Below are 20,621 nucleotides of genomic sequence, written 5' to 3' on the forward strand. Positions count from 1 at the left end.
TTACTTCAAGGCTTGATAAATTTTCGCTAGATTGTACTGCATCATATCGAGATAGCTTGGCGCTAGCTCATGAGATAAGGCGCCCGAGATCAGTTCACCTCCAAAATTGACTCCCGTTTCCATTTGCACAACTTTGATAAGGCGATTGTCAGCGACATTTTCCTCGAAAATCGCCTTGACGCCAGAGCTCCGAACCTGACGAACTACTTGTGCAATTTGTGCTGCAGAAGCCTCTCCTCCCGTACTGATGCCTTGCAAGCTCCGCATTTTCAAACCATAATCTCGAGCCAAATAAGCAAAGGCATTGTGAGGAACAACCATTTGTCGTTGAGACGCAGGCAGAGCCAAAAACTTCTTCTCGTAAGCTTGGTTAAGCAAGTCTAATTCTTCAATATATGCCTGTGCATTCGTTTCATATTCTCCGGCATGCGGAGGGTCAACCTTCGCTAAGGCATTGGTGATATTGCGAATATATACTTTTGCAGCCTGCAAGCTATGCCAGGCATGCGGGTCAACCCTTCCAACCATCTTGGAAATATCATCATTTTCATCAAGAGAAGCGCTACTATGCTTATGCTCTTCTTCGCCATGATGACCATGACTATGTCGACGCAAATCCTTTCGCTCTCTGATCAAACGAACATTTTCTGTCGCTATCACAGTCAGGCCATTAAAATCTGCTGCGGCAACCAAGCGCGCTAACCACCCTTCAAAGCCCAAGCCATTCATTAACAACAAGTCAGCTTTAGATAAATGCTTAACATTTTGAGGTGAAGGGCGGTAAACATGTGCATCTTCCCCCCAGTCTACCAAGGTAGATACGGATACATGATCTCCTCCCACCGCCTTAGCCATATCAGCCAAAACACTGAAGGTCGCTACTAACTGTAAACTGGCTCCCGCACCGCTCTCTTCCCGTTCAGCCATTACATTCATTGAAAGGCATAGCAAAAATATCGAGAGCAAAGCTCTACGACTGCTAGACTTGTACCTAATGTTACTTTGCATACTTAACCTCAATAGGGTTTCTGTTGAAATTTTGCCGGTTAGGAAAACAGTTATATGAAGCTGTTTTATAGAATTTCACTTTCTGTTGACAAAATGGAACATACTTCCTGTAGAAAAATCTCTAAACTGCGCGCATATTAAGAGGATCACTATTCAATGTTCAACGTTTTTTCAATAAATAGCGCATCTAAAGTACTGACATATTTTTTAATATCACTATTACTTAGCGCTTGCAGCGGCGGTAGCAGCTCAGGAAAACAGACCAATAATACGCCTTCACTTCAGAGTCTCTCATTATCAACACCACCAACAACAATGATATCTGGCGAAACCTTTCAAGCCAGTGTGACCGGTTTATACACCGACGACTCAAGTTTTGACTTAAGTAGCGACGCTGGCTGGAGCTCTAGTGACACGAATATCCTGACAGTGTCAGACAGTGGCCTGATTACGGCAATCAATGCTGGTAGTACTACGATTACAGCGGCTTTTTCTGGAGAATCAGCCAGTTTCAGCATAAACGTAATTGCTTTAAGCAGCATTGCGATGAGCATCATTCCCGACGATCTTGAGGTCGGCGACAGTGTGCAATTAAGTGCTAACGGAACCTACACCGATTCATCAAGCGAAGACATCAGTAACGATGTTATCTGGGCCTCTAGTAATAACACTGCTATCAGCATAAGTGCCACAGGCCTGTTATCGGTAAACACCGCTGGCAGTGCAACGATCTCTATCGAACACAATGATTTGCTAGATCAACAAGACGTGGAGGTTGTCGTTCTTTATAGTGTTAGCATTACCACCTTGCCTTCCGACATCGAAGTCGGCAGCATCCAGCAGCTGGTAGCAAACGCGCACTACTCAAATAGTACAACAAGTATTATCACCTCAGCCGCTAACTGGAGTTCCTCTGATCCGAGCATTTTGCATATCTCCAACGAAGGCTTACTTACCGCACTAGCACCTGGTGACGCAACCATTACAGCCAGTTATGAGGGTGAGCACGCTTCAAGTACGTCTACTGCATACACATTGAGTTCACTTAGCATAACACCCGCCGCGTTGACACTGGCAATTGCTTCATCTCACACTCTCACGGCAACCGGAATTTATACGAACAACACCACAAGCGACCTTAGTCCTGAGACTTCTTGGCAATCGAGCAATAACAACATCGCCACAGTCGATGAAAATGGCTTGGTAGTCGCTGTCAGCGCTGGCAATACCAATGTCACAGCAAGTATTGGCGACATCAACACAAGTCTGGAGCTAACGGTTTCTCCTGCTACATTGCATTCTATTTCAATTGATTTACCCGACACTCTAATTGCCGGACTCACTACTGCTTTATCAGCGACTGGCACCTATTCCGATGGCAGCACCCAAAACATTACCGCTGAAGTAACATGGCAAACTAGCGATATCAGCCTTGCCAGTATCGATAATGAGCTTATTACCGCCATTCAAAGTGGGGAGGTGCAAGTCAGCGCTATTAAAGGCTCTACAACTGGGTTAAAAAACATTGTTATCAGCCCGGCTCAAATCGACAGTCTGGTTTTGACCCCGCCATTGATCACACTAGCGAAAGGAACTCAAAGCGAGGTAAACGTCACCGCCATTTTTACTGATCAAAGCCACCAAGATGTTACTAGCCAAGTCAATTGGAGCGCTGACTCTCCTGAAATAATCTCAATTGAAGCGGGCTCATCACTTGTTAGCGGACTGGATATCGGCAGCTCAAGCCTGAGTGCTGAGCTAGATGGCCATAATGCTGCCAGTACGGTTACGGTAAGCAATGCAGTACTAAGCAATATAAGTATTCTTCCTATTAACAGCTCCCTACCAAAGGGGCTAAGCCAAAGTTTCAGTGCTCAAGGAACATACAGTGACGGCTCAGTTCAGGACATCACCGAACAGGTAACCTGGACATCGAGCGACTCGGCAATAGGCTCTATTTCAAACGCTGCGCTATCTGAAGGTTTAGTCAATGGACTAGAACTGGGATTCGTAAACATTTCCGCCACCCTGGATGATATTAGTATATCGACTAGTCTAAGCATTCAAGACGCCGTATTAACCGCAATTGAAGTTCAGCCAGGAAATATCAGCCTAGCTAACGGGCTTCAAATACAAGCCATTGCTTTAGGCTCCTATTCTGATGGAGAACAAATTGATATCAGTAAAGAGGCCAACTGGAACACAAGCTCTAGTACTGTTGCAAGCGTAGAAAGCCCTAGCGCTCCGGTTATCAGCGCTAATGCAGAAGGCGAAGCCCTGATCTCTGCCGAACTAGAAGGAATCAGTGGTATTAGTTTAGTGACAGTAACAAGTGCGACACTTCAATCAATATCACTGACGAGCGATAACACAAGTATTCCGGCTGGGTTTACAGAACAAGTCAAAGCAAGTGGCTTATATACCGATGCATCGACTAAAGACATCACCCACCTCGTCACCTGGCAAAGCGAAGACAATCAACTTATTACTGTCGACAATAATGTAGATAGCCCAGGACTAATTCGTACCGTTGCCCCCGGTAGTACACGTGTCAGCGCCAGCTTTGAAGGCCTATCGTCCAGCGCAACCTTCACAGTGACGGACGCAATACTAAGTTCTATTGCTATTACCAGCCCTGCTAGCGCGATAAACGTTAACGATGAACTGCAACTGAGTGCCATTGCAGACTACTCCGATAACAGCAGCAAAGATCTCACCCAAGAAGTAAGCTGGATAATCAGTGACAATGATGTTGTATCTATCGAGACGGCATCGAATGACTACTTTTCTAATCAAAGCGGTTTGCTAAAAGCTCTGTCAGCCGGCACCAGCGATATATCTGCCCAGTTACTAAACAGCTCAGGAGAACTTATAAGCTCTAACACTCTGAGCCTCACAATCTCGGAAGACCCTAACGCTACTAAAGCGATATCACTGTCACTGACTCCAAACGTTATTCTAAACAACGGTATTGATAGCTCTATTGTGTCCGCGACTTTAAGCCCTAACTCGGCTAGCGGAGCAATTCCAGATAACACTGAAGTGAGTTTTAGTATCACTGATAATGGCACCACACATATCGAAACGGCTTATACCAGTAATGGCGTCGCTCAAATTACCCTAAGCTCTGAGAATATTGGTCTGATATCAATTGAGGCTTCGAGCAATCAAATTCATAGTTCGTCAGCAATATACAGTACAAATGATTTCAGAAATGTCATCGTAAGCTACGCAGAAGCAGAAGTATTATATGATGCAGAAAACGAGGTCTTAAAATCTGGCAGCACTTTACTAACACTTGTCCGAAACCTATCAAATCGCGACTTCGATCTACCATTAATTGCTGTTATGACTGGCAATCCAGACCCTCAAATACATTTACCTGAATCACCTTTTGACACATCCCTTCTAACAGGAGATCAAGTTTTATCGGGAGGAGAAACAAACGCATTTGGCTACGCCCTATCTGAAGACGTCAGCGGCAGCATTTTTTATATCCTTTATGCATTAAGTGACGACACAACAAATACAGATTTTATAAGCGGTTCTGTATTCAGCTTCCAGTAAACGCCCCTCCCGACAAGAAACGAACCACTCACCACGAGTCTGGTTCGTTTCTCGCCCAGCAACTAATCCAGCGCAGTTTTCGCACCAATACAGTGCCGAACTTCCCCTCCTAAATATTAAGCACTTTTTCTTAAATGGCCTATGCTGAAATAGATTGCGGCTGACAAGTAGTTGCGTCTTCACCACACTAAAAATGTCAGTAACGACGAACTAAAATAGCAATAATAGGAAACAACCATGTCCATCTCTCGAAAAGTTCTCCTCGGATCACTTTCAGTGTCCGTTGTTTCGGTACTATTAACCGCTCTGATTACAGCAGGTGTTGGATTTAATATTGCCGAAAGCGTTATTGAAAACGAAGCACGGAAAGCGCTCATCACACAGCGAGAATCCCAGAAGGACTTTATTCACAGCTACCTACAGACTATCAAACATGAGCTTAAAGCTTTCTCTGCAAGCCATAGTGTCGTCGACTCAGCTGAAGGCTTCATCGCTAGCTATGATGATTTTCCTAAAACCGTCAGTAGCAACGAAATATCTGACAAGTTAGAAGATTATTACACCGGGCAATTTGGTGCCACCTATGCCGAGAGCAATCCAGGCTCTTCATTATCTCCCGGCAATTTACTTAACAGCATTAGCGATAAAGCCCGTTTAATGCAATATCACTTCATTGCAGACAACGCTAACCCCTTAGGTCAAAAAGATGCCTTAGACTCACTCGACTTTAGCTCCGATTACAATGAGGTACACAAAGAGTATCACCCGGAGTTTAGAAAGCACCTTAACGAATTCCAATATTACGACATCTTTTTGATCGATATTGACTCAGGCGAGATTATTTACTCCGTTTTCAAAGAGCTCGATTACGCCACCTCTTTACTTACCGGGCCTTATAAAAATAGTGACTTAGCTAAAGTCTATAAAGAAGCTGCCAACGCAAGTGACCCTGACCACATTGCCTTTACTTCTTTTCAGTCTTATACGCCATCTTATGAAGCTCCTGCCTCCTTTATGGCAAGCCCTGTGGTAAATAAACAAGGTGAGAAAATCGCCGTTTTGGCTTTTCAAATGCCTATCGATGAGCTGAACCGAATCATGACCCATAACGAACAATGGGAAAAGTCTGGTATGGGCTATTCAGGCGAAACTTACCTGGTTTCTCAAGAATTCAAAGCTCAGAGCAAGAGCCGCTTCTTGGTTGAAGACAAAGAGAACTTCTTAAGCGCGCTTAAAGAGAGTGGCGTAAACGAGAAGACGCTTAAGCAAATTGATCTTAAAAACACCAACATTGGCTTCCAAGAAATCCGTACTCCCGGTGTAGAGAAAGCCTTACGGGGCGAAAGTGGCTTTGATATCTTTCCAGACTACCGAGGCGAAGAAGTTCTCTCTGCTTATGGTCCTCTAGAGTTTGAAGGTAGCCGATTCGCACTGCTATCAGAAGTCGACTACGCTGAAGCGCATGCTTTTGCAGGGGATATGATTCGCTCCTTTGCCATATCGGTATTCATTATTGCTGCCATTATTCTGTCTATCGTTGCTTATATCGCTTGGGCATTTTCCAAATCTCTTTCTACTCGCCTCAATACCGCTGTCGAAGTTTCCAATGCCGTTGCCAAAGGCGAAAGAGTTCATATCGAACAAAGCTCTCAGCAAGATGAAATCAGCGACCTAATGAGCGCTCTAGATCGCATGCAAACAGAATTGATTGGCGAATTCGAGCGCCGAGCAGAAGAAACCAGCCGTGTGACTAGCGCCCTGAAAGTTGCCAATACCAACCTGATGATGGCAGATAATGACCTTAACATCATCTACCTCAATAATGCGGTCGAAAAAATGTTTAAGGATGCTGAGTCAGACCTTCGCAAAGACTTACCTAAGTTCTCTGCCGATAACTTGATGGGTGTAAATATTGATGTTTTCCACAAGAATCCGGCTCATCAAAGACAGTTACTAGCCAGCTTAACGCAAAGCTATGAAAGTACTGCCAAAGTCGGTGGCCGCAGCTTCAGAATTGTTGCCAACCCTGTTGAAAGCGAGAACGGCAACCGTTTAGGTACTGTTGTTGAATGGGTAGACGAAACAGAGATGCTCGCCAAGCAAGCGCAGGAAAGACAAGAGGCTGCTGAAAATGTACGCCTGAAACAAGCTCTTGATAACGTAAGTGCTAACGTAATGGTTGCAGACGCCGAGCGAAACATCGTCTATATGAATGATGCCGTACTTGAAACACTTAAAATCGCGGAAGAAGATATTCAACAAGTACTTCCACAGTTTGATGCCAACAATTTACTTGGGCAATCAATTGATATCTTCCATAAAAACCCAAGCCATCAGAAAGAGCTACTAGAGAATCTAAGCGCTCAACACAAAGCCAATATTCAAGTTGGTCGACGCCATATGGAGCTATCAGTCAACCCGGTTAAGACCGAGTCCGGTGACCGTGTCGGTACAGTTGTTGAATGGAAGGATAACACTGAAGCATTGATAAAACGTGAGAATGAGTTACGCGTAGCAAACGAGAATGCTCGCTTAAAAGAAGCATTGGAGAATGTCAGCGCCAATGTGATGGTCGCCGATTATGATCGTACCATTGTCTATATGAACCCTGCGGTCATCAAAACACTCAAAAATGCAGAAGCGGCAATTAAATCAGCCCTACCCAACTTCGATACCGATAACTTATTGGGCCAGAGTATTGACCAATTCCATAAGAACCCGAACCATCAAATCAATGTGCTTGATAACTTGAGCGGCGAACACCAGGCTCATATCGAAGTCGGTGGCCGCCACATGGAGTTGCGCGTTAATGCCGTTGCGAATGAAGCTAAAGAGCGCATCGGAACAGTCGTTGAATGGTTCGACCGTACCAATGAGGTCATGATTCAGCAAGAAGTTGATAACATCGTAAACGCTGCAAGAGCTGGTGACTTGTCTCAGCGAATCGCTATAGCCGGTAAGGAAGGCTTCTTCAAGCAATTGAGTACAGGACTAAATGACGTACTCGATAATACCGACACCTTCATTTCTGATATGAGCAAGCTCTTTGAAGAAATGGCTCAAGGTAATTTGAGTCAGGCACTCTCTACTAATTACCAGGGTGATTTTGAGAATATCGCTAACAATGCTAATGCCACGCTTAGCAAATTGAGTTCTGTTCTAAGTGAAATCATGGGCATATCAAGCTCTGTAAATGAGTCCGCTAATGAGATCTCACAAGGCAGCGTCGACCTAAGCAACCGAACAGAAAGCCAGGCCAGCTCTCTGGAAGAAACCGCTGCCAGCATGGAAGAAATTACCAGTACGGTGAAAGAAAGCGAGAAGAACTCAGACGATGCAAACTACGAAGCTAACGATGCTCGTGTGAAAGCCGAGTCAGGCGGACAAGTTGTTAATCAGGCGGTTGAGGCGATGAAAGAAATTTCTGAATCCAGCAACAAGATTAATGACATTATCGGCGTCATTGATGAGATAGCTTTCCAAACTAACTTATTGGCACTTAACGCAGCTGTGGAAGCCGCAAGGGCAGGTGAACACGGACGTGGTTTTGCAGTGGTGGCAGGTGAAGTTCGAACCTTGTCCCAACGCTCCGCCAGTGCCGCGAAAGAGATCAAAGACCTTATTCGCGACAGTGTCAATAAAGTCGAGTCAGGCTCAATGTTAGTCAATCAGACAGGTGAAACCTTAAATGGCATCGTCCACTCCGTAGAGCAAGTTGCACGCCGTATAGAAAGCGTCAATGTTGCTGCCAAAGAACAATCTAACGGAATTGGACAGATCAACCAGGCCATTTCGCAAATGGATGAGATGACACAACAAAACGCAGCATTGGTTGAAGAAACTGCCGCTGCGTCAAGGTCTATGAGTGACCAGGCGAGTAAGATGCAACAATTGGTTCGTTTCTTCAGAACCTAGTCTGTCTGTGGCATAATTCGCAGCCTAAACCGAAAGGGGAGTCATTTGACTCCCCTTTTTTTGCACCAAAGTCTCAAACCTAGATAAAAACGAACCACTATATGTCAGCACAAACGAACGATATTCTTCAACAAGAACTACTTAGCAATCTATCTCGCTACCAAGATAGAGCGGCTCGCGTTTTCCATGGCAGAGGTAAATACTTTGAAGCGCTAAGCAGTCTGAATATTGAGTGGTACCCGCCCTATTTATTTGTGCAAAACTTTTCAGAAAGTCTTAGTGATGATATCGCCGCAAGTCTCAAAAAAGTATTTGACAACAATCTGTATATTTCAGCGATCATCATACAAACACGCAGTTGGCCTGAGTTAGAAACATCTATTCTCTACCAACGAAGCGAGTGTGAACTCCCGATTGAGCATACCGCTAAACTGAGCGACAAGCTTAAAAGCCATGTGAGCCTAGGAAAAAACCGAAACACCGGCGTGTTCCTGGATATGCGTGCAGGTTGGCAATGGGTTGAAGAAAATGCACAGGACAAGTCTGTGTTGAACCTGTTCTCTTATACCAGCATATTTTCCTTGTTTGCCCTAGAAGGTGGCGCCAAGAAAGTTATTAATATGGATATGTCTGCTGGCGCACTCCGAACAGCTCAGCGTAATCATAATCTCAACGGAATCAGTCAGGGTAAAGCGAATTTTGTAAAACGGGATATATTGAAGTCACGCAAACAATTTTCTTCTTACGGCCCCTTTGACTTGATTATTACCGATCCCCCGCCCTACCAAAAAAAGGCCTTTCGAGGCTGGCAGGACTACAAGCGACTACTTGGCTGGTGCAAGGATTGCCTGAACGAGAATGGCACTTTACTTGTCAGTCTCAACAATCCGCATGTTACACATCAGCAGTTTAAAGATGAACTGGGCGACTGTTTCCCAGAAACCAAAGAAATGACCATCATAGATAGCTGTGCAGAGATCAAAGAAAACGACCCTAGCAAAGGCTTAAAACTCATTGCAGTGAGCTTATAATATAGAGAGGGCAAATCACCTAAACTGAGTCAGCTATTCTTCTATTACATCGATGGTGTAAGAAAGGAAGCGCTCTCCTTCACCGGCCCCGGATTTCAATATCACGGTAAAGCCAATAAATAAGTCTTCGCCACTGCCAGGAGAAGGCAAACCTGTAACGGGAGGTTTTTTATACGTGACGCCCTGATACTTCAGCTTAAAGTTCTTTAGCACAATCTTAGGATCGTCCTCAGTACTCATCACATCAATCGTAATTGACTGCTCAGTATCGCTAGAGATTCTATAGTGACCCGATACCGCATGACCGCCGACAATATCAGCATTGGTCGCAGCAGCTAAGTTTCCGTTTGGCTTTAAGACTATTTTCTTACGTGCATCAGGTATTAAAGCTAAAGGTAATTCTGCCTGCTGCAGTTCTTCAATTATGACCTGTGCTTGAACCCTAAACGATAAGGCACTGCACAAAAGTATAAGGGCACCCACTACAGGTATTGTTTTATTTATCTTCATATCTTTCTGTATGTGTACCGGCATATCACCAGCAGAACGTTAATCCTTTATAGTCCGCTCTCAATTCTACCAACCTGAGTTTTCAATGTACCCAGAGAACGAATCGAACACCCATAACCCGCAATCACATCACATAATACTTACGGTGCGCAAAGTATACAGAAATATTTCATTACAAACAGAAATATTTCTACACAATTAAAATTACGATTATTCCTATTTTTTAATAACTTAAAAAACCTTTTATAAGAAGTCTCTTAAGTATGAATTCCCCCTAAATTTCGAATTTCGTTACACAAGCACTTATAAGAGTTTGCTATAAGAAACACCAGAACAACAATTGAGACGTATAGATACATTCCCAAAACCTATTGTCACAAAGCGATACAAAAAGGGCTGAAATTCAAGCTGGCAAACTAAAAAACTTAGCTACAGTGAAATCATAAGCGTTTGAAATGCAAAACAATGTAAAACGCAGTACATCATATAGCGAGTTAACTCTCTCGTTATAGAAGGGATGTAAGGCTGGCGCCAAAAGCACAAATCCAGCTACTTTAATATTTAACAAACGGCGAATATCGCCAAATGCTGACTTTGTTCAATGCTAACAGACAACGAAACGAAGCAGCCTTATAAATGAATCAATTTTAAAACTGGGAATACTATCCATGAAAACATTATTTAAAAAATCAGCAATTGCAGCAACAATGATCTCTGGTCTTATCGCAGGTACCGCTACTGCAGATACATTCAACGCTTCACTAAACCTGGTTCAGCCAATTTCATTAACTGAAGCGACTCAAATGGATCTAGGTGACGTTCTAGCTAGCGACTCAGATACTTGTACTATCACTACAGGCGGTGCACGTTCAGGCGCTGCATGCTTCGGCTCTGGTAACGGTACATTGGCCGCGATTAATGTGGCTGGAACCGACGGTCAACAAGTCGATATTGCTTTAACTGCAGGTACTTCAGGCGCATCTGAACTGTCCTTTGCACCAGCAATGCTCGATAACGGTGAAGGTGCAACAACTCTTACGGGCGTAACTCTACAAACTAACCATGCATTATCTCTAGGTGGAACACTAACCGTTGCTAACGGTGCTCTGGCTTTGTCAAACGGTGTTAACTCTGTAGAGTATCAAGTAGAAGTTACTTACCAGTAAGCACAATTAAGTGTTATATGTTTAAAAAAGGCGCATTTAGCGCCTTTTTTGCTTTTCGGTATTTAACTGTTTGCCCGATTGCTTCATTATTGCGCCAGCAAAATAAACCATCTAATAAACACTGACCGAAAACGTTATACGAACCAACATGAAACAGAGAAACAAACCTAGCCTTTGGCTTTTCAAGAACACCTTATTAACTCTATTCACCTTACTCATCTCATTTCAAGTCTCTGCCGGGCTAGTGCTGAACCCTCAGCGCATCGTGTTACAAGACCGAGAAAGAAGTGCAAGCCTGGACTTGCTAAACACTGATGATAAAGCAGGACGATACCAAATATACTTTGAGCATAAGTATATGAAAGAAGACGGTAGTATCGTTGACATAGAAAACCCGGAACAAGGTGGGCCCTATGCAGGCGATATGATTCGTTACTCCCCTCGCCGAGTTGATATTCCTGCCGGTGGATCTCAAACAATTCGTATCGCTGCTCGACGCCCTAAAGGTTTGGCAGAAGGGGAATATCTATCTCACCTGGTTCTTAAACAGATCCCGCAAAAAGCTGACGCGAACTCTCCGGCTACCCCAAAGAACGATGAAGATATCCAACTAAACCTTGCCGTTCAGCCAGTATTAAAACTAGCAATCCCCGTAATCGTCAGAAAAGGCGCTTCTACGACCACTGCAAGCATCTCTGACATTCAGCCAATCGTGCAAAACGAGCAAGTAGAAGAGCTCCACTTCTCGCTACATCGCCAAGGAAATTTTTCTCTCTATGGGAACGTGGAACTATATGAGAAGAACGGTGAGCAACTTGGCTCCCGCATAGGCTTTATTCGAGGTATCGCTTTATATACTCCAACTTTAAAACGACTAGTCAAAGTCCGCTTGAGCCAAGCGGCATCATTAACTGGAAAAGAATATCTTCTACGCTTTACTGAGGACGAAAAGTTTGGTGGCAGCAATGTCATCGAGCAAACAATAACATTCTAGACACCTGGCAGACTCTTATAACGTAAGATGGATTTTACCTAATATGCCACGCTATGCCGGCCTCTCGATTTTTCTCGTTTACTTAGCTGTATGGGAGCATGCTTTTGCAGAGCTCCCTCCAGAACCTGTTGAGTTGGCAGAGGATAATATACTGATCGTTCAATTAAGTTACGATCAGCTATTACTCGAAGAATCTCTTTTCGTCTATCAAACACCCGAGAATACATTTATTCCCGTACAAGGGTTGATAGATTCTCTGGATTTTCCTCTAACGCTAAATTTGGATTCGCTGTCGCTTGATGGCTGGTTTATTTCAGAAGACCGAAACTTTTCTCTCGACATCAATCAGAAAAGTGTTTTTCTCAAAGGCGAACGCCAAACCTGGCCAAAAGATTTTCAGTATGCACTTGATGGTTTTGATTTATATATTAATTTAAAAAGCATCGAGCGATGGTTCGACCTCAGCTTACTGCTGGATGTCTCGCAACTTGAACTTAAACTATCGTCCTCAAGTCCACTACCAATCGTGACACAAAAGCTGCGAGCCCAGAAAAGAGCCAAGCTAAAGCCACAAGCTAAAGCTCAAACGGCTCACGACTACCTTCCCAATGAATACGACTGGCTTGGTTCCCCTTCGTTTGATATTGAGTTTTCACACAGTGCAGAGCGCTTTGAGAAATATAACGATCTGACGGGCAGGTATGAGGCAGATATCAGCCAATACAGTTCGGCTACTGTTCAGGGTGTCATGGATATTCTGAAACACTCTCTACAAACCAGTTATGTTAACCAAGATGGGGCTCAAGACCTTAGACTTACCTTTAGCAAAGCGGCAAGCGGGCCAGAGCAACGATTATTTCTGGGTATCGATCAATATAAGTTTGGTGACGTAAACAGTCATTCCAGTGCTTTGCTTTCCGGCTCCGTTAGTGGCAGCGGTGTCCACTTAAAGCGCGGCAGCAATGCACTCCAAGAACAAAGCAGTGACCTACTTCTAGAAGGCGATGCACCGCCGGGCTGGGAAGTTGAGCTTTATCGAAATGGCGCTTTAATTGACTTCACAAGCACATCTAGCAATGGCCAATATCGCTTTGACAAAATTTCTACATATTTAGGAGAGAACATCTTTGATATTCGTATCTATGGGCCCCAGGGACAATATCGAAGCGAACAGAAAAAAATCACGGTCGGAGGTCAAATGCTGGCCAAAGGTTTGTGGGACTTTCAACTCTATGCTCTAAATAGAAACCAGCGCCTGCTTAGCCTTGAGGAAGAGGAGCTTGACGAGTCCTCATCTTTTTTTATGTCTGAATTTAACGCAGGGCTTAACGACTATCTCACCATTCAAGGTGCCCTCAGCCGCTTTACCCCCATAGACAACGAGATAGAACATCTCTATACAAGCTTGGGCTTTTTCGCTTCGCTTGGTGGAGGTTTTGGACAATTGAAATATGTCTCTGACCAGCAAAGCGGCCACGCATGGTCACTTGCATACAAGACCCGCTTGCTTAATACCAATATCAACTTTGATTTAGAAAAATATACAGACTTCATTAGTGATAAGAACCCGGATGGGAAACTGGAGCTGGATAGCAAACTACGAATCAATGGTCTTTGGGCAGATATCTGGTCACAAGATATATCCTACGACCTGGAGCTTCAACATGCTCAATATGCTAATGCACAGGAACAATGGCAACTTTCTAAACGCTTAAGCACACGCATTGGTCAGACCCAAATTGCCAATCTAATCAATTACTCACACAATAATATAGATGACGTGGAAGACTCTCTTATCACCACGTTAAGCGCAACCAGGCGCTGGCATAGCTGGAGACTCAAGACCGAAGCTAACTATAAAATATTACCGAAAGGTGTTCTGGACTCCATCCAATCGAGTGCCAACTATCAAGCAAGTAAACGGGTAAGTTATCAAGCCTCGTTAGGCTACATTCTATCGGAAGAAGACACATACAGCTTCGACAATATGATCAGCTGGCGTCTGGACAAATACTCGTTTTCTCTTTCTGCCGGATTTGATACACAAGACCATCAAAGTATTGGCTTAAGCATTAGCTCTGCCCTTGCCTACGACAAACCTCATAATAGCCTCTACCTTAGTTCTGAAAGTGTGGCCTCTAGTGCCAGCGTGCTCGCACACACATATTTGGATCACAACAATAACGGTAGGTTTGATGAACAGGACAGCTCTCTTCCAAATATACATTTTAAAGGAAAGAACAGCTGGAGAAACAGCGCCACAAACGAAGAAGGTTATGTCTCTTTATGGGGGGTTCCTGATCTTCAAATGCAAACGATCAGTATCAATTCCCGAAAAATTGAAGACCCGTTCCTGAAACCACAGAAAGAGCACTTCTCACTCTACTCTCACTCGGGAAAACTCAACGAGATCAGTATCGGCTTCCAAACTGCGATGGAACTCGAAGGAGAAGTGCTGCTTGAAAACAATGGTAAACTTATACCGAAAGCAGGTATTCCTGTCTCTCTTTTTACACTCGATGACTCACTGATACAGCAAACCCGAACCGAGTACGATGGTGTTTACATATTCGAAAACGTCCTACCAGGTAGCTACTTACTTAAAATAGATCCTGACTACCTTCAAAGTAAAAACCTCAGCGTAACACCAACTATAGAACTCAAGGCTTCAGGCGATGAAGGTATCATTTACCTTCCTCCCACACATCTCAAACAAAAAAAATAAACTATTACTTTTCAACATGTTAACCACACAAGCCACGATCACATAGCCCAGCTTTTTCATTTGCGCAAGAAATAAATATTTTTCACTTTTTCACATTTTAAGCATTGCTGCCTTAGCACTAGCTACTATACTTGAGTGGTATTCAGGACTTAATCAGCGATAAAAAGTGGAGGCAGACCGGCTTGAGAAAAGCTCCCTTAGCATTAGTACTGCTTTCATGCTTTACGTTTTCAGTAAGCGCACAAGCTGAATCTTTTAAGGCAAAAGTGAAGTTGACCCTAGTCGACCCAGCATCGGTCAGCGCTATCGGCAGCACTCAACAAACCTTGTCGATGCCAGTTAAAAAGCTCGATAACAGCCAATGCACCATCGACCCTAAAAGCGGGTCTCTACAAGGTAACGCTTGCCTTGAGCCATCCGTCGATACACCTCAGCTAGATATTAGCGGGCGTGCCGCACAAGCCATCTCGGTAAAACTAAGTGAATCAGTCACAAATAGCGAAAGCGCGGCTTCTCTAAGCTTCGAACCGACGCTATATAATGGTTATGATCAAACTGAAAACTTTCAGCTAAGCACCAGTTCTCACAGCGTAAATATTGGTGGAACCATTTATCAACATAATACAAGTAACTCAGCACTTAATACCCAAGCAGTCCTTCAATACGGTGTAGAAGTACTTTACCCCTAGATTTACAAGCCCTAGCGCCCTATTAATTTCGCATGCCAATTAAGTTACCCTAGGTTATTTATATCAAGAACTCATTCTTCTATATTAAGTAACCCAGAGTAACTTAACTTCAAATAATAAAGGAACACACAATGAACTACATCTTGATAACCGGTGCAAGCGCCGGAATTGGCGAAGTATTCGCAGAACAATTAGCCGCTCAAGGTCACAACCTGATTCTGACCGCCCGCAGAGAAGAGCGCCTTCAAGCGCTAGCCAGTAAGCTGGAAAGCCAATATAAAATCTCGACACAAATCATCGCTGCTGATTTGTCTGACTCAAACGGTGCCGAAACGCTAGCTAGCAAAATAATCAACGAAGGTTGGGCGCTAAACGGCCTAATCAACAATGCAGGCTTTGGAGACCGCGGTGCATTCACTGAACTGTCACTGGATCGTCAGTTACAAATGATTCAGCTCAACGTCACCAGCCTGGTAGATCTAACGCACCGACTCATCCCCAAGCTATCACAACAGAGTAATAGCTTTATCATTAACGTTGCCTCAACCGCTGCCTTTCAAGCGGGACCTAACATGGCTATATACTACGCGACCAAGGCTTTTGTGCTGTCCTTCTCTGAAGCACTATATGAAGAGCTTAAGGGCCAAGGTATTGCCGTCAGCACACTTTGCCCAGGTGCAACCGCATCTGAGTTTGCATCAGAAGCTAATATGACTAACACAAAACTATTCAAAGCAGGTGCCATGACAGCAGAAGCTGTTGTCAGGAAATCGCTCAAGAAAAAAGACCGCGCCATTGTTATCACTGGCTGGAAGAATATTTTTGGTGTTTGGTCTGGTAAACTATCCCCACGTTCAGTCACACGAAAACTTGCAGGATGGTTACAAGCCTAAAATGTGTTTAATCAAACAACGCGCGAATAATCCGGAACAAAAAGCTCTCAGAAAACAGCAAATTCTCGATGCTACACGAAAACGATTTTCTGATCTTGCCTACGAAGACCTTAACCTGAATGTGATTGCTGCAGATGTAGGTATTACTAAGGCCGCTTTATATCGCTACTTTAGAAATAAAGAGACTTTGTTCCTCGCGTTGTTTGTAGAAACCCTTGAAGAATTAATTCACTCGGCCCAAAAAATGCCAAACAAGCTCCCCCTAGCAAGGCTAATGGCTGACACCTTAATTGCTAACCCTATCTATTGTAAGTTGAATGCAATTTTACACACAATTTTAGAACGGAACCTTACCGTTGAAGAAGCATTACAATTCAAAAAAACCTTACTCCACTTAATGCACCAGTATTCCCAGTTACTAACACAACAAGCAGAGCAAGACTTGCCTCAAGCGCAAGCGCTCACCCTACTCATGCAAGTTCAGCAAGCATTGATCGGCGTTTGGCATATGACTCACCCTGTCGGTGCAATTGCCGAGGTTATTGAGTCTCCGCCTTTAGATGTTTTTAAGCGAGATTTTTATAGCGCCTTGCTCGCACATATAGAAACCATCACCCGACAAATTGCCCCTTAAGTGATACGCATCAGAAATCTAACGAGTAAGACCTAAGAGACAAGATATTCCAGCACATTTGGCTATACTAAAGTGAAGTAAGAGACTCTCATTCATTAAAGAATAGGTACAAGAAACATATGGCCAAAATCCTGATCGCCGATGATCAATTAGTAATGCGCAACATGTTTAAAGTCATCCTTCAAGACGAGCCACACGAACTGACGCTAGCGGTCGATGGCGAAGCCGCATTAAATGCAGCCAAAGCAGAACGATTTGACCTGGTACTGAGCGACTTATATATGCCAAAACTCGATGGCATACAACTCACTGCAGCTATTAGAGCACTCCCCGCTTACAAGGGTGTTCCTGTACTCATTGTTAGCACCGAGAATAAAGCAGAGAAAAAAGCTGCAGGCAGAGCAGCAGGCGCGAATGGCTGGATCATCAAACCCATTACCAAAGACCGCCTGCTTCCTGCGATAAAGAAACTACTAGGCTAAGGCGCCAACGCTGCATCGATATCTTTCACCATGTCTTTCGGCTCGGTATTGGGCGCATAGCGTTTAACAACCTTGCCCTGTTGATCGACCAAAAACTTGGTAAAATTCCATTTTATCTTTTCAGAGCCCATCAAGCCCTTCGCTTCTGATTTTAAGTATTTATACAAGGGATGAGTATTATCGCCGTTTACTTCTATTTTGGAGAACATTGGAAACGTAACCCCATAGTTCAAAGAACAAAACTCGCTAATCTCACTATCTGTTCCTGGGTCTTGCTTTAGAAACTGATTGCATGGAAAGCCTAAGATCTCTAGCCCTTTCTCGCTATACTCCAAATACAGCTCCTCAAGCCCCTTGAGCTGAGGCGTAAATCCGCATTTACTTGCCGTATTGACGATTATCAGCAACTTCCCCTGATACGCTTTAAGAGGAACTTCCTCTCCTTTAATATTATTAGCACTGAACTGATAGATATCAGACACGAGTCTCTCCCTATTAATGATAATTATTCACAAGCATCCTACCCCTAAATTATCAGCGTTAAAAGCCTATTGATTTACATCAATGCTCAGGAATAAGCGTTTGACATTGATTATGCGATAGGCAAATATATTTTTTTAGCTTACAAGCGTAAACACAAAAATGTCAGATATAAGCAAATTGCAGCAAACTATGAGCGAGGCACAAACTTATGAGCAATGGCTCACCGCTGCCTCGAAAGCCGATAAGCTTAACGGCAGTTATGACTGGCAAAAAAAACCTGAGTCTAAACACTACCCATACAAAGTGCTGCAGGGACATTATCAAACAATTTCTGAACTGCTAGAAAATAAAGATTATTTGAAGCTGATTCCCTATATTCAGGAAAGCCTGTATCGAACCACCGCGGAACTCAGTAAACCCAAGCTCTATCAACCCGCCTACACAGGAACCAAGACCCTCGTTAGCAATTACTTAAAGTTGATCGATAAAGCGTTAAAGATACTCTGCGAATCTGAGATCGATAGCATCTCGACAAAAGACAAGCTCGCCCAGTTCAAACAGGCCGAGCATAATTTTGGTCGCCCTGCCTTAATGCTAAGTGGCGGTGGAACCTTCGGTATTTATCATATAGGCGTGGTCGCAACACTCATCAATCACAAGCTCCTCCCCTCCATCATATCTGGTAGCAGTATGGGAGCAATCACGGCGGGCATGCTGGCTACTCACACAAATAAGGAAGTACTTACTCTTCTAGGTAAGCCCGAGGAAAGTAACTACAGCCCTTTGAAGCGTTTACCGCTTAAAGGTATTTGGCAACAGCAATCATTACTCGACCCAGAGCAACTGCGCAGCTGCGTTGAACACAACGTCGGATTAATGACTTTTGAAGAAGCCTTTAAAAAAACCGGCCGAAACGTAAGCATTACAATTTCACCTGCCCGAACAGGCCAAAAGCCAAGAATTCTGAACTACCAAACTGCACCAAGTGTTTTTGTCGCATCCGCAGCACAAGCATCATGCTCTGTCCCTGGTTTGTTTCCTCCCTGCCAGCTCTATGAGAAGAACGCCCTTGGGGAAAAGCAGGCCTATCTAAAAGGTGAACGCTGGTATGACGGCTCTTTTGCTACCGATATTCCGAGGCAAAGAATGAGCCGGCTTCACAATGCAAACTACTTTATAGTCAGCCAGGCCAACCCACATATTGTGCCTTTTGTCTCTCAACGTCAGGATGATGGTCTTGCAGCCTTCCTTGCCGACCTATTGGTCAGCAGTAGCTTTTCTCAAGGAAAGGCTCTACTTAAGTTGGGGAAGCGTCGGTTTCACTCTCAGGCTTGGAGTTCTTGGCTAAATCACGCTTCCTTGATGCTTGATCAGGACTATTTGGGCGACATCAATATCCACCCTGAATTTCCGCCTTCCTGGTATACCAAGTTCATGAAGAACCCTAGCCCTTCAGAAAGAGACTATATCTTGAAAATGGGTGAACGCTGCACCTGGCCAAAACTGGCCATGATTAGGGACCAAACTCAGGTAAGCCGAACCCTACAGGCTTGCATCGCTCATCTGGAGCAGAGCGCCAAAGAAGAAAGCTTAAAAGCCACCGCTTTATAAGCGATCAAATAAGGAAAGTGAAGACACCTGAGAATAAGAGGAGTAGGCAGCTTCCAAAGTGAACTGCTGTAAGGACAACAAACTGACGGCTTCCGCATAGTCAACCGATTCTAGGTCGCTCAGAGTTTGCTCTGTTAGAAGCTCCACATCCTTAAGCTGTTCCTCTGTTGTTTCAACAGTGTTCAGACGTGCACCAATCTGGCTTCGAGCTTCTAGAATAGAGGTTTCAGCGCTATCCAGGTTTATCAAGGCACTTTCCAGGTTCGCATCAAAAGTCGCTCGACCTTCTTCTGTGGCAGTAAAGTTATCCAAGGTATAGATAAACTTCTCAATCGTTGACAGAACGCCCTGCTTTTCAGTTGATTCGATAAAGAAGCTATCACCCGCAGTAGGCGTGCCGGTTATCTCAAATTGAACGCCATTGACGACAATCGGATCATTCTGTGAATAAGCCTGATTGGCCAGATAAGATCTACCCGTCGCTTTGTCAGTCACGTTAAACTCTGAAGGCGAGGTGAAAGTCACTATCATATCACCAGGATAAAACTGGTCATAAAGCTCTTGATCTATCACTTGCCCCGTCGTGATTCTGGCTTCTGGTACAGCTTGGTTATGAGGGTTTGCAGCGGTATAGAAGGTATTTTTATCAACAGCAATATCTTGAAATATTTGTTTGCCATTTTCAGATGAAGCAATTGTAACATTTGGCTCGACCTGAACAAAACGTCTCCCCTCATCTCCTTGATAAACGTAAGTACCCGAAACATTCTGCTGAAAGGGCTCCGTACCACCCTGAAAGCCACTAAATAAATATTCACCGCTGGCATCTTGTGAGTTCATCAAACCCGCAAGTTGCGACAAGCGTTCCTTCACCTCGGTTGAAATCGCCGATAAATCACTTTTGTTTAGAACA

General features: G+C 44.0%; 15 protein-coding genes. 11 read left to right on the top strand and 4 right to left on the bottom strand.

Annotated features, from left to right (window positions below; genetic code table 11):
- On the bottom strand, positions 1-1,008 hold the full coding sequence (locus A3756_RS19380; RefSeq protein WP_068508834.1) for a metal ABC transporter solute-binding protein, Zn/Mn family: 1,008 nt from the start codon (positions 1,006-1,008) through the stop codon (positions 1-3).
- Between the two features lie 156 nt (positions 1,009-1,164).
- On the opposite strand from A3756_RS19380, the gene A3756_RS19385 reads away from it, so the two are divergent.
- The 3 genes from A3756_RS19385 (at position 1,165) to A3756_RS19395 (ending at position 9,521) form a co-directional block, all read left to right on the top strand.
- Positions 1,165-4,575 (top strand): Ig-like domain-containing protein, encoded by a 3,411-nt coding sequence (locus A3756_RS19385; RefSeq protein WP_068511807.1) that lies wholly within the window; start codon positions 1,165-1,167, stop codon positions 4,573-4,575.
- Positions 4,576-4,812: 237 nt separating this feature from the next.
- A complete protein-coding gene (locus tag A3756_RS19390) occupies positions 4,813-8,490 on the top strand; it encodes a methyl-accepting chemotaxis protein (RefSeq protein WP_068554362.1) in 3,678 nt (1,225 codons plus the stop codon).
- A 101-nt stretch (positions 8,491-8,591) separates the two neighbouring features.
- Complete coding sequence (locus tag A3756_RS19395) at positions 8,592-9,521, top strand: class I SAM-dependent methyltransferase (protein ID WP_068511800.1); 930 nt, start codon at positions 8,592-8,594, stop codon at positions 9,519-9,521.
- A gap of 33 nt (positions 9,522-9,554) precedes the next feature.
- On the opposite strand, the gene A3756_RS19400 is transcribed toward A3756_RS19395, so the two are convergent.
- Positions 9,555-10,031 (bottom strand): hypothetical protein, encoded by a 477-nt coding sequence (locus A3756_RS19400; RefSeq protein ID WP_068554364.1) that lies wholly within the window; start codon positions 10,029-10,031, stop codon positions 9,555-9,557.
- A 668-nt stretch (positions 10,032-10,699) separates the two neighbouring features.
- Between A3756_RS19400 and A3756_RS19405 the strand changes: the two genes are divergently transcribed.
- From A3756_RS19405 to A3756_RS19435, 7 genes are all read left to right on the top strand, one after another.
- Positions 10,700-11,197, top strand: coding sequence for a DUF4402 domain-containing protein (locus A3756_RS19405; RefSeq protein ID WP_068554366.1), 498 nt, complete (start codon positions 10,700-10,702; stop codon positions 11,195-11,197).
- 148 nt (positions 11,198-11,345) lie between these two features.
- Complete coding sequence (locus tag A3756_RS19410; protein ID WP_068554368.1) at positions 11,346-12,191, top strand: molecular chaperone; 846 nt, start codon at positions 11,346-11,348, stop codon at positions 12,189-12,191.
- A gap of 43 nt (positions 12,192-12,234) precedes the next feature.
- Positions 12,235-14,916 carry a hypothetical protein gene (locus tag A3756_RS19415; protein ID WP_068554369.1) on the top strand — a complete coding sequence of 894 codons (2,682 nt, stop codon included), beginning with the start codon at positions 12,235-12,237 and terminating at the stop codon, positions 14,914-14,916.
- 131 nt (positions 14,917-15,047) lie between these two features.
- Positions 15,048-15,605 (top strand): hypothetical protein, encoded by a 558-nt coding sequence (locus tag A3756_RS19420; protein ID WP_068511790.1) that lies wholly within the window; start codon positions 15,048-15,050, stop codon positions 15,603-15,605.
- A gap of 131 nt (positions 15,606-15,736) precedes the next feature.
- Complete coding sequence (locus A3756_RS19425; RefSeq protein ID WP_068511786.1) at positions 15,737-16,498, top strand: SDR family oxidoreductase; 762 nt, start codon at positions 15,737-15,739, stop codon at positions 16,496-16,498.
- 1 nt (position 16,499) lies between these two features.
- Positions 16,500-17,132, top strand: coding sequence for a TetR/AcrR family transcriptional regulator (locus A3756_RS19430; RefSeq protein WP_068554371.1), 633 nt, complete (start codon positions 16,500-16,502; stop codon positions 17,130-17,132).
- Positions 17,133-17,251: 119 nt separating this feature from the next.
- On the top strand, positions 17,252-17,614 hold the full coding sequence (locus A3756_RS19435; RefSeq protein WP_068511780.1) for a response regulator: 363 nt from the start codon (positions 17,252-17,254) through the stop codon (positions 17,612-17,614).
- Here A3756_RS19435 and A3756_RS19440 read toward each other — a convergent pair.
- Positions 17,611-18,096, bottom strand: coding sequence for a glutathione peroxidase (locus A3756_RS19440; protein WP_068511777.1), 486 nt, complete (start codon positions 18,094-18,096; stop codon positions 17,611-17,613). The genes A3756_RS19435 and A3756_RS19440 overlap by 4 nt on opposite strands.
- A 160-nt stretch (positions 18,097-18,256) precedes the next feature.
- Between A3756_RS19440 and A3756_RS19445 the strand changes: the two genes are divergently transcribed.
- Positions 18,257-19,708 (top strand): DUF3336 domain-containing protein, encoded by a 1,452-nt coding sequence (locus A3756_RS19445; RefSeq protein WP_068554374.1) that lies wholly within the window; start codon positions 18,257-18,259, stop codon positions 19,706-19,708.
- On the opposite strand, the gene flgL is transcribed toward A3756_RS19445, so the two are convergent.
- Positions 19,703-20,621, bottom strand: a 919-nt coding sequence (gene flgL / locus A3756_RS19450) for a flagellar hook-associated protein FlgL (protein WP_068554376.1), incomplete at its 5' end; no start/stop codon positions are given. The genes A3756_RS19445 and flgL overlap by 6 nt on opposite strands.

The sequence above is a fragment of the Oleiphilus sp. HI0086 genome, from assembly GCF_001635225.1.